This window comes from Vibrio sp. D173a, from assembly GCF_030248475.1.
In genome coordinates this window covers 1-18,941 of the sequence record NZ_JAHGAH010000264.1, presented here as the reverse complement: position 1 = coordinate 18,941, position 18,941 = coordinate 1, and the positions used below count along the sequence as shown (strand labels likewise).

Here is an 18,941-nt window from a genome sequence, read left to right as displayed (position 1 = left end):
CTTGGCTTGTATACTTTGTTGTCGATTCTTGATTTGGGCCCACCAAACCTTTAAATCGCCGCCGCGTCTACAAACCAAGTCATTCTCGCTGAACCTAGCATCTCGAGGTTACTTGGGTATACCAACGAAAAATGAAAAGTAATAGACTGAAATCAAAAACAAAAAAGCCACATCGAAATGTGGCTTTATCTCTATGAAGACAGGTTTGATACAAAAACAAACGTGCAGATTATTTAGAATCGCGCTTGTCGCCATTATCACGACGAGGACGCTGATCTTGCGGTTTTCGCTTGTTCTTTGGCACGTAGTTTAGAATTGAAATTGGCACAGGCTTTCTTGGCGCAAAACCTTCAATTTCTACACGCTCTAATAAGTGGCCAAGACGGCTTTCAATCATGCATAGGTTTTTGAAATCGTCTTTCGATACCAATGAAATCGCTTCACCCTGCGCGCCAGCACGACCAGTACGACCAATGCGGTGCACGTATTCGTCTGCCGGGTATGGCAAATCGTAGTTGATCACCACTGGCAAGTTGTCGATATCGATACCACGTGCCGCAACACCCGTTGCAACCAGATATTGAATTTCACCCGCTTTGAACTGTTCAATCAGCTCTTGGCGAACGCGTTGGTTGCGACCACTGTGGAACGCTTCAGCCACGATGCCGCGCTTCTCTAACTGAGTCACTAGCTTCGCTGCACCGTGTTTGGTTTCGATGAATACCAATACTTGTGACCAGTCGTTCTCGTTTAGCATGTGGCTCAACAGTGACGACTTCATGTCTTTATCAACCGTGGTGATCCACTGCTTGATGTTTGATTTTGATGCGCTGTGTTTCGCAATCGAGATTTCTTCAGGATCGACAATCGCGTTCTTCGCCAAATCACGCACTGGGTTTGATAGCGTTGCAGAGAAGAGCAAGCTTTGAATGTCTTCTGGCATGCAATTGACGATCTTATCGATCGAATCGATGAAGCCCATATCCAACATTTTATCGGCTTCGTCCAGTACCAGCATTTCCACTTCATCAAAGTGAATGGCGCGTTGACCATAAAGGTCAATCAAACGTCCTGGCGTACTAACCACAATGTCGACACCTTCGATCAGCGCTTGTTTTTGCGGTGCGTAATCTACACCGCCGAACATCGCCATTGAACGCAACGGTAAGTTCTTACCGTAGGCTTCGATGCTTTGGTGTACTTGAAGTGCAAGCTCGCGCGTTGGTGTTAGGATGATCGCACGTGCACGCTTTTTACGTTGCGTTTCACCTTGGCTCAATTTTTCTAAGATTGGCAATACAAAGCTGGCGGTTTTACCCGTACCTGTTTGTGCTGCGGCAATCAGGTTGCGACCACGCAGAACAATAGTAATGGCTTTTTGTTGGATAGAAGTCGGTTTTTCATAACCCAGCGCCTTCACAGCATCTGTGATAGGAGCGCTTAAACCAAGCTTAGAAAATGGCATAGAAACGTCTCAACGAAGAAATGGGCGCGTAGTGTATCAGAATCCGTCTTAAGTAACAGAATCATTCACACCAGCAAGTTGGTTGGCTCGACAAACAAATTCTCTGGGCATGGCGCCACAGCATATTTGGGCGAAAAAACAGAAAGACGGCAGTTGGCTGATGAATGCTCTAATTCCGCTTAACGAGCTGAAATACAAACTTGAACTCAATGCCATTGAGGGTGAAGAGAGTGAGGGTTTTCAAACCTTAAATGGCTTTTTGACTTGGTTAATCGGGCGAGTACCGACTCAAGGTGAAACTGTTGACTATCAGCGTTGGCGATTCGAGATACTGCATGTGAAGAGCAATCGTATCGTTCAGGTTAAAGTCACAGAAACCATCAAAGAACTTGAGGCTGAATGTTAAACATTCATGAGATAGACATGAAAAAAATAGCCTCTGCGTAGAGGCTATTTTAGGTTTCAATAAAACCAGTAGTGTCAACGAGGCCAACAGCCTAATTAGAACAGATAAGTTGCGCTTACGTACGCACTGCGGCCTTTCTCAGAGTAACCGTAGTAATCATCTTCATCATCCAACTCGACGTCAAAGATGTTGTTCAAACCCGCTTTTAGATTAAATTGTTGGAAATCGTAAGCCACACCCAAGGCAACAAGCGTATAGCCATCGACCGTTTTGTTTTCACGTCTTTGGTTAGTGATGACTTGTTTACCAATGTAGTTCACGCGGGCAAAGGTGGTGAATGAATCGAAGACTTCCCAATTGACATCTAGGTTTGCCAAATGCTCAGGTGTTTTAGTTAGCTTATCACCACTGCTCTTGTCTTTCGCGTCCGTGTAGGTGTAGTTACCTTTTAGGTTGATGCTATCGGTAATGTCATACCAACCCTCTAGTTCAAAACCTTTGGTCTCCGCTTTGCCGATGTTCTGATACGTGAAAATAGGCGTTTGACCCACCGAACCTACTGGCTTAGTTAGGTCTCGCTCAATCTTGTTCTTCAAGTCGGTGTGGTAGTACATCAGACCAACACCCATCGCTGTTGTCTCATACGCTAGGCCAGCTTCGTAGCTTTCTGATTCTTCCGGTTTTAGATCTTCATTACCGGTTAACCAACAACGGTTACCACAGCTGATGACGCGAACTTGGTCGCTGCTTTCCATCATACCCGGAGCACGGAAGCCACCACCAAAGCCACCTTTCAGAACAAACTCATCCGTAAAGCTGTAAACCGCGTAAGCACGTGGGCTAAAGTGGCTGCCATACACTTCATGAAAATCTTGACGACCACCTAAAGTCACAGCCAATTTATTGAGGTCAAACTCGCCTTGAACAAAGACCGCTCCTTGATAGTTGTCGATATCACCCGACGGAACATCACGGCTATTTTTCAGCTCCGATGTGCGGTACTCACCGCCGAACACCCATTCGTGCGAATCGTGCCACAAACCAGAAAGTTTAAAATCAAGTGTGTTGTTTTGTAGTTCAACGTCCGCTGCACCATTGGTATACGCCGTACTCGCATCATCCAGTTGCATGTTTTCGCCGTACAGACGCACTTGCGAATCTACCGTATCCCAAGCGCCTTCGTGGGTCAGGCCGTAATTCCAACGCGTGGAATCTTGAGTGTTCGTCTGTGAACCTGAGCGAGGGTGAACCCAATCTGCTTCGCGCTCATCGTTGGTGTAAATCACATCCGCGATCAAACGTTGCTCTTCTGTCAGTTGCCAAGCAAGCTCACCAAAGACGTTTGTTGTGTCTTTTTCTTCTAACGCATCGAAGTCTGGATTCGTGTCGGTACGCCATGGGTCACGAGCCGAACTTTCCACAATAATACTACCTTCAACATTCTCTGAGAGACTGCCGCTTGCGTACGCGTGCCCTTTCAAGCCGTCACCACCATCGCCTTCAAGGATGCTCTCATACTGCAAACCCACCGAGCCCGATAGTTCTTCTGTTGGCGCCTTCAAAATGACGTTAACCACACCACCCATGGCTTCAGAACCATACAAAGAGGATACTGGGCCGCGAACCACTTCAATGCGTTGGATCGCACTCAGAGGAATGCTCGATACGTCAAAGTCGTTACCACGGATCAACGCATCCTGAGAATTGATGCGACGCCCATTGATTAGCACCAAAGTGTGTTTAGAATCTAGACCACGAATACGAATGTTATTACGACCGTAAGCGGTGCTGCTCAATACGCTAACACCTGTCGCACTGCGAATCGCTTCCGAGATATCCTTTACTGGCATCTTCGAAATGTCATCGGCGGTGATCACCGAAACGGAAGCTGGCGCGGTTAACTCAGAGTGCTGAGTAAGCGACGCGGTTACCACCATGCGCTCCATTTCCACCACTTCGTCTTGATCGTTCGCAAGCGCAGAGCCACTGAACGCAGTCAAAAGCGCTCCCGTTAAAACAGAAGGCATAAACATGGGCTTTTTCACTGAAGTTTTCACTGCATTTCCTTATATCTATTTTATCAATCATTTAGGCTCGAAAACTCTAAAGAATGAATGTATAAATAGCAATCATTAACATTCGCATTCAAGCCAAAGGTTTGAGCTAGGTTTTATTTTTGAACGGCAACTTATTGAAAGTGACACAATTGAAAAAAGAAGCGCCAGACAGTCACCTCGCCCCTTTTCATCTTCACCTAGAAGGTGCCAGTCCAAAGGTTTATATCGTGCAAGCCACACCGGAGATGTACTCTCAAGTGGGCCTTCCCGAAGAAGAAAAACACATTCAAAAGGCAGTAGAGAAGCGTCAACGCGAGTTCAGAGCTGGGCGCCACGCGGCGCGGTCTGCCATGCAAAATTTGGATTTATCCAAACCGAATATGACGGAGATGCCGATCCTGACAGGTCACTTTAGAGAGCCCCTTTTTCCAAGTGATATCAGTGGCAGCATCAGCCATACTGATGGCATTTGCCTTGCCGCGTGTGCCCAAAAAAACGAAGTCGCCAGCCTAGGAATCGATATTGAAAGCAATACCGCGCTTGCCGAGCACCTTTTCTCTTCCATCTACACTCGCGATGAACAAGCACTGTTCAACCGTACTAACGATCTTCCTGACACGCTGATATTCAGTATCAAGGAAAGCATTTTTAAGTGCTGCTTTCCCTTCGTTCAGGTGTACTTCGATTTTCTCGATGCACAGATTACGTTAGAGCCCAAGAACAAACATTCAGGGCAATTTAGCTTTGCGTTGATTGGCCGCAACCAAGACGCATTGAAAGCAAAATTGCCAAATCTCTCATTTCATGGACACTACTGCTTTGACCAGCAATACGTATTCTCGCTGTGCTACTTTTCCTAATGAATTTGTCATGTTCGTTATTCGATGACCTTTTTGATCACCATCTGCTGCCGCTCATTGACTAGCGGCAACCGTTGTTCTAGCCGTGATTTCCACATCAACGGCACGTTCACACCGTGTGCGTCCAATTGACGACTTTGCGGCCCTAGATACCAATAAGCGTCCACCAATTTATCCAGCGAGATAAACGCGTAAGGGTTGACTGGTGGTTTCTTCGGGATCAAATCGAGGAACGACTTTTGGCTTAACTTAGGCTGCGTTGTCGCATAGATGCCATGTTCTGTATGACTGAACTCACTCGTCAGAATGTGTGGCCACACAGAAACGTAACGCTGAGCAAACTTCTGCTGAGCCAAATCACCAAACGTCTTATGCTTGGCCATAAAGCCTAACGTCGGAGAACGCTTGAGAATGTGTCGTGCACCAACAAGTACCACAACGCCTCGGTCACTCTTCACCGCTTGCTTCTCGACACCATCGACTAACGCTTGATCACGTTGGGCATTAATCTTTGCCAACTCTCCCGCATGCGCGATGTCTTGCCATTGGAAAGAAGGCTCTGTCAGCACAACGGTGATAGGCACCTTGCGCTGTGCATTCGCTGCTCTTAAACGTTGGAAAAACTGGCCATAACACGGGTGTAGCCAAGCTGGAAATGCAACCGAATCCAGCCACACTGCAGCCGGTTCTGCATCGGTAATCGTCTCGCCCATTAGGTAATTGTTGAGTAAAGCTTGGTGCTTGGCGTTACCAAACTCAATAAATAAATGGGAAAACACCCCATCGAGTTCCGCATCCAACAATACGTCGGTCATCTTTTCGAACAACTCGCCATACCAATGCGCTTCGCCAATCGCCAAAATAGCGCCAGCTTCCAATTTAGCTTTGAAGAAAGTCAGAGGGGAAATCATCCCCTCCAACTGAGCGTTCGATCTAGATTGTGTTGACGAATCAAACATCGAACCTCTCTCTTAGTTCTTTCACCATGTGGGTACCAATCAAACGCAGCATCTCTGGACGCATCATGTCACGGTGCAAACAGGCCACATCAACCACTTTGAGGTCGCCCTCCATGTACTTGAACCAGCCATTACGATCGAGGAACGACTCTTCTGGCGGCTTCTCAGCGTTGAAGAACAGCACATCACCTTGGTAGTGGTAATCGACCGCATCACGTACACGCTGGTTGTTGTTAATCACCACCTCAATCATGGCTGTGATGGTCTCGGTGCTCAGGTGCGCCATGGAAGAACCCGCATCTTGCAGGATGTCGATCACCTCTGGCTTAGTGATGCCGGAATGCGCGGCTTCATCAAACTCAACCCCCGCCATACGAATCAGTGCACCAAGCGCTTGCTCTTCTCCCGGTGGATGAATGGTTTGCCACTGCTCTGCAGGGTAAGAATCCAGCAACGTGACTAAGCCCACCTCTTGGCCTTGCTCTTGTAAGATGCCCGCCATTAGGTGAACAATCATGCCGCCAATCGACCAACCCAGAAGATGGTAAGGTCCAAAAGGTTGCTCTTCACGAATCGCAGCCACGTAGTCTTCTGCCATCTCCTTCATGCTCTTTGGTAATGGTGCAGAAGGGTCACCAAGGTTACGAGCTTGGACACCATAAAGCGGAACATTAGACGGAATGATTGGCGTCAGTGCCGCGTAACACCAACTTAGACCACCAGCGGGGTGTACACAGAAGATAGCCGCTTTGCCTTCACGCTTACGCAGCGGTAACAAAATGCTCAGTGCATCATCACTTTCGCTGCCGTTGAGCTTGGCCGCGATACCGGAAACCGTTGGCGATTCAAATACCGCCGCCAATGACAACTCAATCCCCATGATTTCTTTCACGTGGGCAATCAACTGCGCAGCCAATAGGGAGTGCCCGCCAAGCTCGAAGAAGTTGTCATCCACACCGACCGCAGGCAGATCCAATAACTGACAGAACAACTTACACAAACGCTCTTCAACTAAGTTACTTGGCCCCTTGGTACCGACTTGACCAGACAGATCCGGCTTCGGTAGTGCGCTGAGATCCAATTTGCCGTTAGGCGTTAATGGAAAGGCTTCAAGCTCAACAAAGTAGCTCGGCACCATATACTCTGGCAGTGGTTCCGCGAGGTACGTTTGCAATGCATTGCTATCGATACCCTGCTCAGTATTCTCTGCAGTGACGTAAGCAACCAAGCGTTTGTCGCCGTCATTGTATTCCTGAGCCAACACTGCCACTTGAGCAACACTTGGATGGTTGGCCAAGGCATTCTCAATTTCTTCCAGCTCAATACGGAAACCGCGGATCTTGACCTGAAAGTCACTACGGCCACAGTACTCAATCGCACCATCTTCACGCCAACGAGCCAAATCGCCCGATAGATACATTCGGCTACCTTGTGGACCAAATGGATTTTCGATAAAGCGTTCTGCCGTCAGTTCTGGCTGACCATGGTAGCCTTGTGCCAATTGTCGCCCAGCAATGTACAAGTGCCCTACCACACCCGGCGGTACTGGATTTAATGCATCATCAAGAATGTAGATTTGCGTGTTCCACACTGGACGCCCGATTGGAATCGACGTGCCTTCGGTATTGGCTTCACTTGGCCAATAAGTCACATCCACAGCCGCTTCTGTTGGGCCATAAAGGTTATGCAGAGGCGCGTTGAATGCTTGGTAATAGTGATTAACTAACTCGATAGGCAACGCTTCACCGCTACAGAACACTTGGCGTAAGCTTTGACATAAATCGGGGTCCGCCTGCTGAACAAAGATTTGCAGCATAGATGGCACAAAGTGCAGCGTGGTGATCTTCTCGCGATGAATAAGATCTTGCAGATAAATCGGATCTTTGTGTCCGTCCGGTTTCGCGATCACTAAACATGAGCCAACCATCATTGGCCAAAAGAACTCCCACACCGACACATCAAAGCCCGCAGGCGTTTTTTGCAACACGCGATCTTTCGCAGTAATCGGATATTGGTCATGCATCCATAGCAATCGGTTAACGATCGCATCATGGGTGACCACCACACCTTTTGGTTTGCCCGTCGAACCAGAGGTGTAAATCATGTAGGCCGGAGAGTGCGGCTCTGGCTTCACTTGCGGAGGCAGTGGCTCGACTCTTTTGTAAATGGTTGGCAAGGTGTCATCATCGACCAGTTTCACTTCCACACCGTGCGGCAACTTGTCTTGCAGTGCCGACGTAGAGAACACAAACTTAGGCGCAGAGGACTCTAGCATGTAGTGAATACGGCCCTCTGGATAATCTGGGTCCACCGGTACATAAACCGCACCTGCGGCCAGAATCGCCTGCTGTACAACGATCAACTCTTCACTTCTTGGCACACATACCGCGATGCGATCACCCAGAGTAACGCCTTCTGCCGTCAGCCAGTTGGTCAACGAGTAGACTTTTTTCGCTAACTCTTCGTAGCTGAGCTTTTGGCCTTCAAAGATTATTGCTGGTGAATGGGGGGTAAGAATACGCTGCCTTGCCAACAGAGCGGCTAACGTCGTCTCGGGTACCTCGTGGTCAGTGTCGTTCCAAGTTTCGATGACTTTCTCTCGCTCACCAGCAAGAAGAATATTGATATCGCTGACTTGGCAAAGAGCTGGATCTTGAGCTTGCGCGATTGCAAAAAAGTCGCTCATAAAGTGGAACAAACGCTGTTGATGCTCGTGAATATCTTTCTCGGAATACAACTCAGGATTGGCATCCATATCGATATGAAGCTGACCATCAAGCTCGTAACAATAAAACGAGATATCATCCACTGGACCAGCGGACAAGTTATGCGCTTTGGAATTAAGCTCGCCAAATTTATGCTCGTATTCAAACGGCATGATATTAACCAAGGGGCCAAATAGGTTACGGTTGTCTTTTACCAAGTTAAGCTCACGGTGAAGCTCTTCATAACGGTAGCTTTGGTGACGACGAACCGAGGAAAACTCTTGGTTGACCTGTTTGACCAGCATCTTAATATCCAAGCCTTGTTCAAAGCTGACGCGCACGGGCAAAATGTTCACGCGCATCGCTGGTGTTTGAATCGCAACAGAACCTAAACGCCCCATCAAAGGCACACCAAGAACAACTTCATTAGAACGCGTCATACGGTGCACATAAGCGGCAATAGATGCAATGAGCACGCTGTACCAGTGGGTGCGACACTGTTTCGCCAGTGATTCCATACGTTGGAAATCGTCGACCTCCATCGCGCCTTTTAAACGTAAAAAGCGGTCTGATGTAACGGTCGGTTTGCCTGCAAGGTTGACGGTATCTGAATGGTCTGCGTAACGTTGAAGATAGAAAGCGCGATCTTTTTGGTATTTCTCCGACGCTTCGTAGTCGTCGTCTTCTTTTAGCAAGGCTTGCTGGTCGACAAACTCGATCTTGTCGAATGGTTTCCCCTGAGCAAGTTGGCCATAAATATGTGCCACGCGTCCCGCCACCAAGGACATGCTGTAGCCATCAATCGCGATGTGATGCAGCGATAGGAACCACACGAACTGGTCTTCTGAAAGCTTGAGCAATGCCATAACGAATAATGGGCCTTGCTCTAAATCGACAGGTTGTTTCAGCTCTGACTTCATCCAATCAACGGCTGCATCCAGCGGTGCATCTTGTTGTGAGAAATCGATTCGCTCTACCTGCCAGTTTTGGCGGTCAATCACCATGCGCGGGCCTTCGGTGGTGGTGACAAACTTAGCGTGTAAGGAATCTACCTCATCAATCGCCGTTTTAACCGCTTCAACAAAACAAGGCTCATCCACCTTGCCATCAATCACTAGGTATTCACCTGTCTTGTAAATTGGATTTTCTGGATCGCGCAACTGGGCAAACCAAATCCCGGCTTGGGCATCCGTCAGCGGCAACAGTTGCTCCGCTGTATAAGGTAAATCGTACATGTTCATTCCTTTGTTTTTCTTATTCTTTGGCTGCTAAGTCCGTTTCTTCTCGATCAGTTGCCACCAATCTTGCAAGCTGGGGTTGGCAGCCAGTTCCATAAAACTCACATCAAGTCCCGCTTGTTGCCAATCACTCACCAGTGACATCATGCGCACGGAGTCCAAACCGAAATCCAATAGGCTATCTTCTGGTGTCATTTCATCGACTGGCACTTCTAGCAAAGCAGCCAATTGCTGAGTTAAGTGGGGCTGAGATTGAGGAATAGAGAAATCACCACCGACCAGTTCATCGGCACGGTTTATCTGAGACAGGAGCTGCTGTTTATCCAGAACATAACCACAGCGGCCAGCAACGTAGTTGAGCGCCATGTCATGATCATCAGAAGAAAAGTCCGCCACCGCATCAGACACCATAAAGGCTTGAATATCGGTCATGAAGGCTTCTGCCGCAGTTTGCAAACAACCGATGTGAGCGTAAACACCAACGATGATCAACTGATCGCGTCCCGTTTCATCCATCATGGATTTAAGCGGCGTACGCTGGAATGCGCTGTAACGCCATTTGGTGTAAACAATATCTTGATCGGTAGGCGCTAACGCAGGAAAAATGCGAGTAATGCTTTCGTCGGCTTTTAAACCTGGTCCCCAAAAATCCGTCAGCAATGCGCGATCTTCTTGCTTTTGGTCACCAGGTTGCGCGGTATAAACCGCGGGGATCCCTGCATCAATACAGGTTTGCTTGATCGCCTGAATATTACGCGTCAGGGTTTGAATCAACTCGCTGTCGACATCATAGAAATTGAGGAAGTACTGCTGCATGTCGTGAATAAGTAACACGGCACGCTGGGGGTCTACAGACCAGTTAACACGGTTTTCTGGTATCGCCTTGGGCAATGGGTAACCAGAGAGAGAGGGAATGGCCATTGGGCTTGTCTCCAAAATATTAAAAAAGCTCAGCGTCCCAAAAGCCTTTGCGACGCTGGGTTGGTTAAACGAGTTCTAATAGCTTGTTTTTATTTATTTTTCCGACGGGAGTTTTCGGCAGTACATCAACAAAAATAACACGATCAGGGATCTTGAAGTCCGCTAAGCCGCGATCTCTTAAAAAGCGTTTTATTTCAATCACTCTAGGGTTCTGTTCTGGGCAAACCAAAGCTGCGCAACTGCGCTCACCTAAGTAGTCATCCGGAATGGCAATTACGGCAGCATCGTGCACCGAGTCATGGGCAAGCAGATGGTTCTCGACCTCCTCCGCAGCGATTTTCTCTCCACCACGGTTGATCTGATCTTTATCGCGCCCTACCACCTGTAAGTTGCCCGCTTCGGTCAAAACGACAATATCGCCCGTGCGGTAGTACCCTTGCTGAGTAAAAGAACGCTGATTATGCTCTGGCGCACGGTAGTAACCTTGAATAGTGTAAGGGCCACGCACGAACAAAATCCCCTCTGTTCCTTGCTCAACGGGGTTGCCCATTTCATCAAGAACCAACAGCTCGTCCGCAGACGACATCGGCCGACCTTGGGTAGAAATGATTTCAGACTCGGGGTCATCCAAACGGGTGTAGTTTACGAGCCCCTCTGCCATGCCGAACACCTGCTGCAAGGTACAGCCCAACTCTGGTCGTACTCGCTTTGCGGCTTCTTCACTAAAACGAGCACCACCCACTTGCAGCACTTCAAGGGAAGTAATGTCATGTTCTGTTCGCGCTGCTTCATCCAGCCATAAGAGTGCTAATGGCGGAACCAAAGCCGCCACGGTAATTTGGTATTTCTCAATCAAAGAAAACGCCGTCTGAGGGCTGGCGTCTGGTGTTAACACCACGGTGCCACCAGCCATAAAACAGCCTAATGCACCAGGCGAACTAAGCGGAAAGTTATGCGCCGCAGGCAACACACAAATGTAACGAGTTCGATCTGAGAACTGGCAAACTTCATTGCTGGCACGAACGCTATAGAGATAGTCGCTATGAGTGCGCGGGATCAGTTTTGGCGTGCCCGTAGTTCCACCAGAAAGTTGGAAGAACGCGAAGCCCTCTCCCTGTTCTTCATGCAGTTCGGCATCGTTTAAATAAAGACTATCGAGAGTTAGGCTACCAGTAGGCATTTCGCTCGCTTCACCCGCCCAAACAATGCTGGTAAGACTCGGCAATTCAGCCGCAACTTGCTGCGCGATATCAGCCGTGTTCACACCTCGCTGCGGTGCAGTAATTAATACTTTTGCCTCGGTAAAATGACAAAAGTATCGAATCTCCGAATAACGGTGCGCTGGCAAAGACAGTACGGGCTGCACGCCAATTTTGAGTAGAGCGAAAAGGCTAAGATAAAACTCCCCAATGTTCGGTAGATGCAACACCGCTTTGTCTCCTGGTTTGAGACTCAGCTTGGTTTGGAAACCTGCCGCCAGTTGGTCGACCTGTTGCGCCAAAGATTGATACGTCCACTCGCGCTCGCCATCTACCAATGCCAATTGCTGTGGCAGTCGAATAGCGCTGGCTTGTAACATTTGTGGGATCGTTTGATCTGTCCAGTAACCAGCTTGGCGATATTGTTCTGCTCGCGCTTCTGGCCATGGGGTAAAACCGGATGCTTGCATAGACTCGTGACTCATTGCACCACCTCCATGTTTTCACGGATCTCGATGCCCAACGCATTGAGTACAGTGCGCATCTTGTTACCGGTTTCTTCCAGCTCACTTTGTGGCTCAGAGCCTGCCACAATCCCAGCGCCCGCGTATACTTTGAGGCGTTTTTTCTCGACCTCCGCACAACGAATCACGACCACCCATTCACCATTGCCACGAGCATCAACCCAACCAACAAGACCGGTAAAGTAACCGCGGTCAAAAGGTTCAACATGGCTAATAAAATCGTAAGCTTGCGTCGTCGGATAACCGCATACGGCTGGCGTTGGGTGCAGTGCACTTGCTAACTTCAACACACTCGTGTTTGCATCCGATACCGTGCCCTCGATGCGAGTCGAGAGGTGAAGCATGGCTTTGGTTTCTATCACCGATGGCACCATCGGCACATACAGGTTATGGCACCAAGGCTGCAGCGCTTTTTCAACTGCATCCACCACCACGGCATGCTCATGGAGATCTTTTGCACTCTCCATCATCAGCTCACCTTGCTGTTGGTTAATGCATTCGTTGTCACTGCGTCGGCGAGAACCCGCCAGAGGGTTGGAACAAACGTGCGGGCCTTTGCGTGATACAAGCAATTCAGGGCTCGAGCCCATTAAATACGCGTCAGATTGACTGCCACCAATACGGGTAGAAAACGTGTAGCCACCTGGGTTTTGTTTGAGTAAGGTTTTCAAGAGGTGTGCACGGTCAATTTCCTCTTCCGTATCGACCTGCATGGTGCGTGATAACACCACTTTATCCAGATCAATGTCCTCTCGACAGCAGCTTGTCGCCGCCAACTCGACACTGCGCATGTACTCTTCAGGAGTAGGAATCGGTTGGATCGATGAAGGTGGACAATCAGCAACCCCATCCACATCAGAAACTTTATCCGGTCTGATTGGTGACGTCGTGATAAGACGGTCTGGGACGATAAAGTGCACCGGGTTGTGTTCAGAGAACGGAATCACTCCCACCGCAATGGGGTTTTGGTTTCCCGCATCCTTTGCCGATTCAAGTAATTGACTGATGTGAGTATCTAACTCGGAGAATTTCGCCTGTTGGGAAAATTCTGCGGTAATGCCTTGGGTAAGTAAGGTCACCGTCGGTGAGCTAAAAAAGAACGAAGCATCATCCGTATGAGCGTTAAGAAACTCGGTGAGCATAGTGCTACTTCCCATTGAGTTACGAAGCATAATCATCTCTCAAGCTTTATTAAACATAGCGTTCCAAATGAGATCCCTTCTCATTTGACGAGTGAGACTACACACACAAAATCAATTGTTCAAACACTTTTTGATAATAATTATCACTCGCATTATAAATAATTCTATAAATTAATCCCATAGTATGAATATGGGGAAAAGCAAATAATTACTTATAGTTAGATAACATAAGAGGAAAAATCACTGGACATAAAAAATGGCTGAACCCTTTTGGAATTAGCCATCAATCATTGATCGGATCAATGAATTTACGTAATAGGACGTCAATTAACCCTGATCGTTAAAGCCGTATTTTTCATCGCTCAACGTTCGTATTTCATTGAAGCGGTCTTGCATCTTTCCGCCAATTAAATCCACGCGTCTTTGCATCTCATTCACCCAATTTCGATCTGCCATCACGTCACGAGGAAATACTGTCGTGCGTTGATTTGCTCCAAGATAAAGAAACGCATCAAACAATTCGCCCACTTGCGCATCCATCTTGTCCATAGCCGCTAACTTGTAACGCGCCTTCGGCAAGAGGTCGATGAATCTCAGCTCCGCAATTGGACTTTGTTTCACGTCCAGCAGCGCTGGGGCTGACACACCGTGGAAAGTTTCCACTACTTCTGGCTCTGTCATTGGCCAAATTAAGTACGTGCTGTCTGGAAACGCTTGTTCCAAACGCGTCGCCAGTGGCCAAGCGCTGTCCTGCGTTTTTGCTACGTAATCTTTTGGCGCATTAACCAAATGAAAAGCGCCAAAAATCAACAGGGCTTTTTCTTGCTTGGCCATTCGCTCAGCCGCAATTTGATAGAAATGATCGGTTTTATTTTTCGCCGCCAGTTTCCACACTTTTTCATCTTGAAGGCCTTGCCAATCAAAAGGAGCTTCCGCTAAATGCACCTGAATCTTTTTCCCTTCAGGCAAGGTCGCATTGCGCGTTCTGATCGCCTCAAAAAAGTTTCGATACGCATCCGGCATCCAGGCCATAAAATAAATTGATCCCCTCAGCACCTCCTCCAACTGCGCTTGCGTCACCTCGCCCCCAGCCAAATATTCATCCAGCACTGGCTGGTATTTCGCATTGCCAAACTCAACCACAATATGAGTAACGTGGTCAGAGAACGCCTCAGTCGTCACCAGCTCGGTAGCGTAATTCAGAAATGCATCGTTCCAATGGTAATCACCGATCCCAACAAAATTGTGTTGCTCGAACGCTTTTAAAATGGCCGCATTTGCAGGCTGGGCTTGATTCACTACTTGCTCAATTTTCTGCTTGGGTAAGTCCACCTCGGCAGAGTGTGGTAAATACTCACACCCAGCCATTCCAACGAGCCCCACAGCCAAAAGCCAAGGTTTGATTTTCCAGCCAAATTTATTCATCAATTTCACGACCTCCTTGTTAATATCGCGACAACGATAACAAAAATCATTATCATCCATCCAATTTTGATTTGATACTTGTTGCACAAAAGGAGAAAGGAATGAGTGAAAACCGCTCAGAATTCAACGGCAAACTGTGTTTAGTGACCGGCGCAGGACAAGGGATTGGCCTAGCATGTGCCAAAAGCTTATTGGCACAAGGAGCACGAGTGATTGCCTGCGATGTCACTCAATTAGCACTCGATGTCTTCCAGCAGTCGCTACCAAAATGCCAGCAATCGAATACGCTGCTTATCCCTTTTGATTTGGCAGATTCAAATGCAATTCAAACCGCTTGCCACAACCTAGAGCAAGACCAACTTATCCCTGATTACATCGTCACTTGTGCTGGCACTTTGCAACTCGAATCAGTTTTAGATTTGCCACTGGAAGCACTGACTAAAACCTTGGATGTGAACTTAAAAGGCACCATGCTGCTCACACAACAACTGGCTAAAATTCTGGTCAAACACAGCAAGCAAGGCGCGATTGTGGCCGTCGGTTCCAACGCCGCAGACACACCACGCGTCAAGATGTCCGCTTACTGCACATCCAAAGCAGGCCTACACATGTGGATGCAATGTTTGGGGTTAGAACTGGCAGAGCATGGCATTCGTTGCAACATCGTTAGCCCCGGTTCAACCCGGACCCCAATGCAAGAGCAGATGTGGAATGAAGCTTATGGCGAGCGAGAAACAATTCAAGGCAACTTGGCCTCCCATCGCATGGGCATTCCGTTAAACAAGATTGCCGAGACCAAGGACATCACCAACGCGATTGAGTTTTTGCTCAGTGATAAATCAGGTCATATCACCATGCATGATTTGAGAGTGGATGGCGGAGCGACCTTCTGATCCTCCGCCGAACGGAAAGTTAACCGTAAAACTTGGGGTGCCTGCCCTTCTCTAGCTTGCGCCTCACCTTGTAGGACACATCACCTAACGTGATCTTGCCAGCGTTGTTGCGGTCGATCCCCGCGTTCTGACGATACGCGATCGACCCCTGTTTAAACAACACATGCGAATGGGGTTTACCAATGGCTGCCGGATAGAGGATCGCCATGTACACATCCTCAAGAGAGTCCATTCGGCCACGGTACGGCAAGAAGTACGCTTTGACGTAATCGAGCTGCTCAATTGCGCTCATCTTGGCCAACTTTTTGGTACTGCTACCCAGCGCCTCGGCCGTTGAAGGCATAAACTGAATTAGCCCTGTTGCGCCACTTCCAGAACCATTTTTGATGCTCGGGCTAAACGTCTCTGCCGTTTCAAACGCCATACAAGCCATTAGATGGTTTGGGTCTATATTGAGCTCTTGAGAAATGTCGCTGACTTTGCTTTTAAACTCTGGCGAAACGCGATTACCCCAAGCTAGGGCATCAACAGGAGAAGAGGAAAAGCCCGAACAAGAAACATCATTTTTATTAGGGAATAAAGATAAAGGCGAGAGAGTGTTTACAACCTTCTGGTTCTTACGCATCAGGCTGTTAGGAAAGGAAAAAACCTTATCTTTTTTGTGCTTAAGCTTTGTTATTTTTAGTAGCTTATACAATCGCTTAGAAACCGTTTTCACGATAAAACCACAGTGGGAAAACATTTGTAAAACTGTAGTCCATTTCTTACTCTTTTAATATCAATATCAGTTGTGAAGCATAAAAGTGTGAGGTAGATCAGTGAGCTTTATAGAAAACATTAAGGATAAGAATAGGAATGAGAAAAAATCATACTTCATGATTTTTCTTTCCGATCAAAGCAATAAGTAGTTTGTTGCACATCGGAATTCGGTTGAATGGTCTTCCACTCAGTCACAACACTGTCTTCACGCTGAGTTAATCTGAGTAGAGGTTCTTCAACTTGGTAAAGTTGAACACCGTATCGATTGGTAACTCTACCGTTAGAATAAGACGTAAATAAAATATCGATAGTGAGGTCTTGACGACTCGTCGCACACTTTATGTTCTCTTCTGTCTGAAAGCCCAAGATGCCCAAAGTACAGCTTTCATCATCAATAGAAAGTTGATACTCAACCCATGCATTTAGACCAGAGTTGGTCTGACCAAGTCCAACCTCACAGTGATAAACACCATCCCAACTAGCGGTAGAGAGAGCCGCCAGAACCAGCGCATCAACCGTCAAATTCACCATGCTCACCTCCATGCATACAGTTCGCATGGAAGGTTACCGAAGTCTTAATCTCGGGGCATTCCGTCTCCATCAAAACTTGGACGGAGAGCTCAGTTACCACTCAGCAATAAAAAGGCGACTTTTCACACCGCGAATCTGCAACCCCATGGCCTCAAATACATGCTCAAAGTCTTGGCAGGAAGCAGGCACATTGGGTAAAGACAGCGATGCTTCTGTAAAGAATGATTGGTTGAGTGTCTCTGATTCTCCCCACGCCAATTCCCACCAATCCAAAATACGTTGTTTCGACGCATTCAACCGATAGACCGCTGGCAGCCGATCGCGCTTGTTGAGGTTTTCAGTTTTAGATGTTGGCAGCAAATTCCATTTATCGTTGTTCGGCCAGTAGGCGAACGGCAAGCAGTGATCAACATGGTACTCATTACGCAACTTACTCCCACTCCAAACACTGATGATCTCAGAGTGATTCGAACGCAACTGCTCTACCCGCTTGCGTACCGCGCGAGTGTCGTGATCTTTAGCAATCCAAACCAAACAGTCGTGGTATGTTTGTAGCGCGATGCCTCGCTCTTGGTTTGAGCTAAACCGCTGCATTTCAAGGATCCATTGGTTGACCACCAGAGGTTCAATCCAAGAGTGATAAAGCCTAAAGCAGTCCCACAAGCTCTCATCCAGAATAAATTGGCCATAGCTTTCAAGGAATGCTCCATCAACAACAATAGTGCCTTTATGCTTTTTCGATGAACGTACCATTTCAAAATATGGATTCGATTTGTCACCTTGGTATGTATAGGTAACTAGGCCATCTTTGATGGTTTTCAAACTGTCTTTAATCGCTTTGTCTAAAGCAGCCGCATCATCACCAACAAACATAGTGCCAATCGCTAAATCATCAGGACTTAAATGAGAAAGTTTGTCCCAACCATCAGGCTTAATGAATCCGAGCCCTTTTGAGGCATTGGAATTCTGCTGGATGTTTTCTTTATCGATGAGACGTTTGAACTGACGAATCCAATACAGGCCAACTAAACCAAGGGGGATCGCGACTTTGCCATCAGTACGATCAATAACGGCTCCGGAATGTGCGTCTGCAATTCGTAATAAGGTTCGTAGCAATGCCAGTTTGTAAGTCGCTGACTTGGAATCGTTCACGATAATATGGCGAACCTTGTTGAGATCACCGGAACCATCATCGGGAAGTGACATGACAACTGTCTGCCAATGAACGTCATCACGCTTGAGTTGATCGTCACTGTCGGAGACATGCCTAACCATAAGCGCACTGTTCTTCGCCAGCTTTTCTAATTCTTGAACGGAGACAGGATAAGCTTTGCGCCCATCGGTGAACTCACCATGGCGAAGACTTATGACCAATCGACCATTTGGTGCTAGTAGATTAGAGAGCTTACGGAAAGCGCGTTCACGATGAGAAGTAGCAAGATGCATCCAAACCGCACTCACCAAAATAAGATCAAAGCGAAGCCCTAAGTTGGTGGTTTTCTCAAGCGTAGGCAAGGCATCATCAAGCCAAGTAACCGAATCACCCGTCTTAACTTTACCAAGCGCTAATATAGATGCGGCAGGTTCAAGAGCAATCACTTCACAGCCTTGATCCGACATCCATTTTGCATCTCGTCCAGAACCTGCTCCCACATCCAATACCCGATCACCAGCATGAGGCCAAAAAGCCTGCCAGCTCACGTGAACGTTCTCAAACGTCGTCGAGTTGTATTGCTCCGCTAATGCGCTCGCATTTTGGTTATAGAAATTGGAGGTAGAAGACATAAGATAAGGCTGCAATTGAAGTGAACACATAGTAAGTGCTATTGATTGCAAAGACTAGGGTGTGTTGATCTT

The 18,941-nt window shown here is 47.7% G+C and carries 13 protein-coding genes and 1 pseudogene; 3 read left to right on the top strand and 11 right to left on the bottom strand.

Features of this window, described 5'->3' with window-relative positions; genetic code table 11:
• Window positions 1–229: 229 nt before the first annotated feature.
• Window positions 230–1,465, bottom strand: a complete 1,236-nt coding sequence (locus KIV40_RS23515) for a DEAD/DEAH box helicase (protein WP_285351598.1) — start codon at window positions 1,463–1,465, stop codon at window positions 230–232.
• A gap of 103 nt (window positions 1,466–1,568) precedes the next feature.
• Between KIV40_RS23515 and KIV40_RS23510 the strand changes: the two are divergent.
• Window positions 1,569–1,871 (top strand): annotated as a pseudogene (locus KIV40_RS23510) (transporter associated domain-containing protein); the annotation flags it as partial.
• Between the two features lie 95 nt (window positions 1,872–1,966).
• Here the strand turns inward: KIV40_RS23510 and KIV40_RS23505 are convergent.
• The gene (locus KIV40_RS23505; protein WP_285351597.1) at window positions 1,967–3,928 is read right to left on the bottom strand and encodes a TonB-dependent receptor domain-containing protein; all 1,962 of its coding nucleotides are present in this window, start codon (window positions 3,926–3,928) and stop codon (window positions 1,967–1,969) included.
• 119 nt (window positions 3,929–4,047) lie between these two features.
• On the opposite strand from KIV40_RS23505, the gene KIV40_RS23500 reads away from it, so the two are divergent.
• Window positions 4,048–4,788 (top strand): 4'-phosphopantetheinyl transferase, encoded by a 741-nt coding sequence (locus tag KIV40_RS23500; protein WP_306431880.1) that lies wholly within the window; start codon window positions 4,048–4,050, stop codon window positions 4,786–4,788.
• Window positions 4,789–4,805: 17 nt separating this feature from the next.
• Here KIV40_RS23500 and KIV40_RS23495 read toward each other — a convergent pair whose 3' ends face one another.
• The 6 genes from KIV40_RS23495 to KIV40_RS23470 all read right to left on the bottom strand — a co-directional run bounded on the left by KIV40_RS23495 (window position 4,806) and on the right by KIV40_RS23470 (window position 14,901).
• Window positions 4,806–5,747 carry a hypothetical protein gene (locus tag KIV40_RS23495; RefSeq protein ID WP_285351595.1) on the bottom strand — a complete coding sequence of 314 codons (942 nt, stop codon included), beginning with the start codon at window positions 5,745–5,747 and terminating at the stop codon, window positions 4,806–4,808.
• Window positions 5,740–9,687 (bottom strand): enterobactin synthase subunit F, encoded by a 3,948-nt coding sequence (locus tag KIV40_RS23490; protein ID WP_285351594.1) that lies wholly within the window; start codon window positions 9,685–9,687, stop codon window positions 5,740–5,742. The genes KIV40_RS23495 and KIV40_RS23490 overlap by 8 nt, the downstream gene beginning before the upstream one ends.
• Before the next feature lie 33 nt (window positions 9,688–9,720).
• Window positions 9,721–10,611 (bottom strand): isochorismatase family protein, encoded by an 891-nt coding sequence (locus KIV40_RS23485; RefSeq protein WP_012127294.1) that lies wholly within the window; start codon window positions 10,609–10,611, stop codon window positions 9,721–9,723.
• Between the two features lie 64 nt (window positions 10,612–10,675).
• On the bottom strand, window positions 10,676–12,295 hold the full coding sequence (locus tag KIV40_RS23480) for a (2,3-dihydroxybenzoyl)adenylate synthase (RefSeq protein WP_285351592.1): 1,620 nt from the start codon (window positions 12,293–12,295) through the stop codon (window positions 10,676–10,678).
• Window positions 12,292–13,512, bottom strand: coding sequence for an isochorismate synthase (locus KIV40_RS23475; RefSeq protein WP_285351590.1), 1,221 nt, complete (start codon window positions 13,510–13,512; stop codon window positions 12,292–12,294). Before KIV40_RS23475 ends, KIV40_RS23480 begins: the two co-directional genes overlap by 4 nt.
• A gap of 291 nt (window positions 13,513–13,803) precedes the next feature.
• A complete protein-coding gene (locus tag KIV40_RS23470) occupies window positions 13,804–14,901 on the bottom strand; it encodes a hypothetical protein (protein WP_041853222.1) in 1,098 nt (365 codons plus the stop codon).
• Window positions 14,902–15,002: 101 nt separating this feature from the next.
• Here KIV40_RS23470 and KIV40_RS23465 point away from each other — a divergent pair, with 101 nt between their 5' ends.
• On the top strand, window positions 15,003–15,794 hold the full coding sequence (locus KIV40_RS23465; RefSeq protein ID WP_041853223.1) for a 2,3-dihydro-2,3-dihydroxybenzoate dehydrogenase: 792 nt from the start codon (window positions 15,003–15,005) through the stop codon (window positions 15,792–15,794).
• Window positions 15,795–15,813: 19 nt separating this feature from the next.
• Here KIV40_RS23465 and KIV40_RS23460 read toward each other — a convergent pair whose 3' ends face one another.
• The 3 genes from KIV40_RS23460 to KIV40_RS23450 form a co-directional block, all read right to left on the bottom strand.
• Window positions 15,814–16,536, bottom strand: a complete 723-nt coding sequence (locus KIV40_RS23460) for a transglycosylase SLT domain-containing protein (RefSeq protein WP_012127289.1) — start codon at window positions 16,534–16,536, stop codon at window positions 15,814–15,816.
• Window positions 16,537–16,667: 131 nt separating this feature from the next.
• Entirely contained in the window at window positions 16,668–17,084 is a 417-nt protein-coding gene (locus KIV40_RS23455) for a DUF5991 domain-containing protein (RefSeq protein ID WP_021017868.1), read from the bottom strand.
• Window positions 17,085–17,177: 93 nt separating this feature from the next.
• A complete protein-coding gene (locus tag KIV40_RS23450) occupies window positions 17,178–18,869 on the bottom strand; it encodes a class I SAM-dependent methyltransferase (RefSeq protein WP_285351588.1) in 1,692 nt (563 codons plus the stop codon).
• Between the last annotated feature and the right edge of the window lie 72 nt (window positions 18,870–18,941).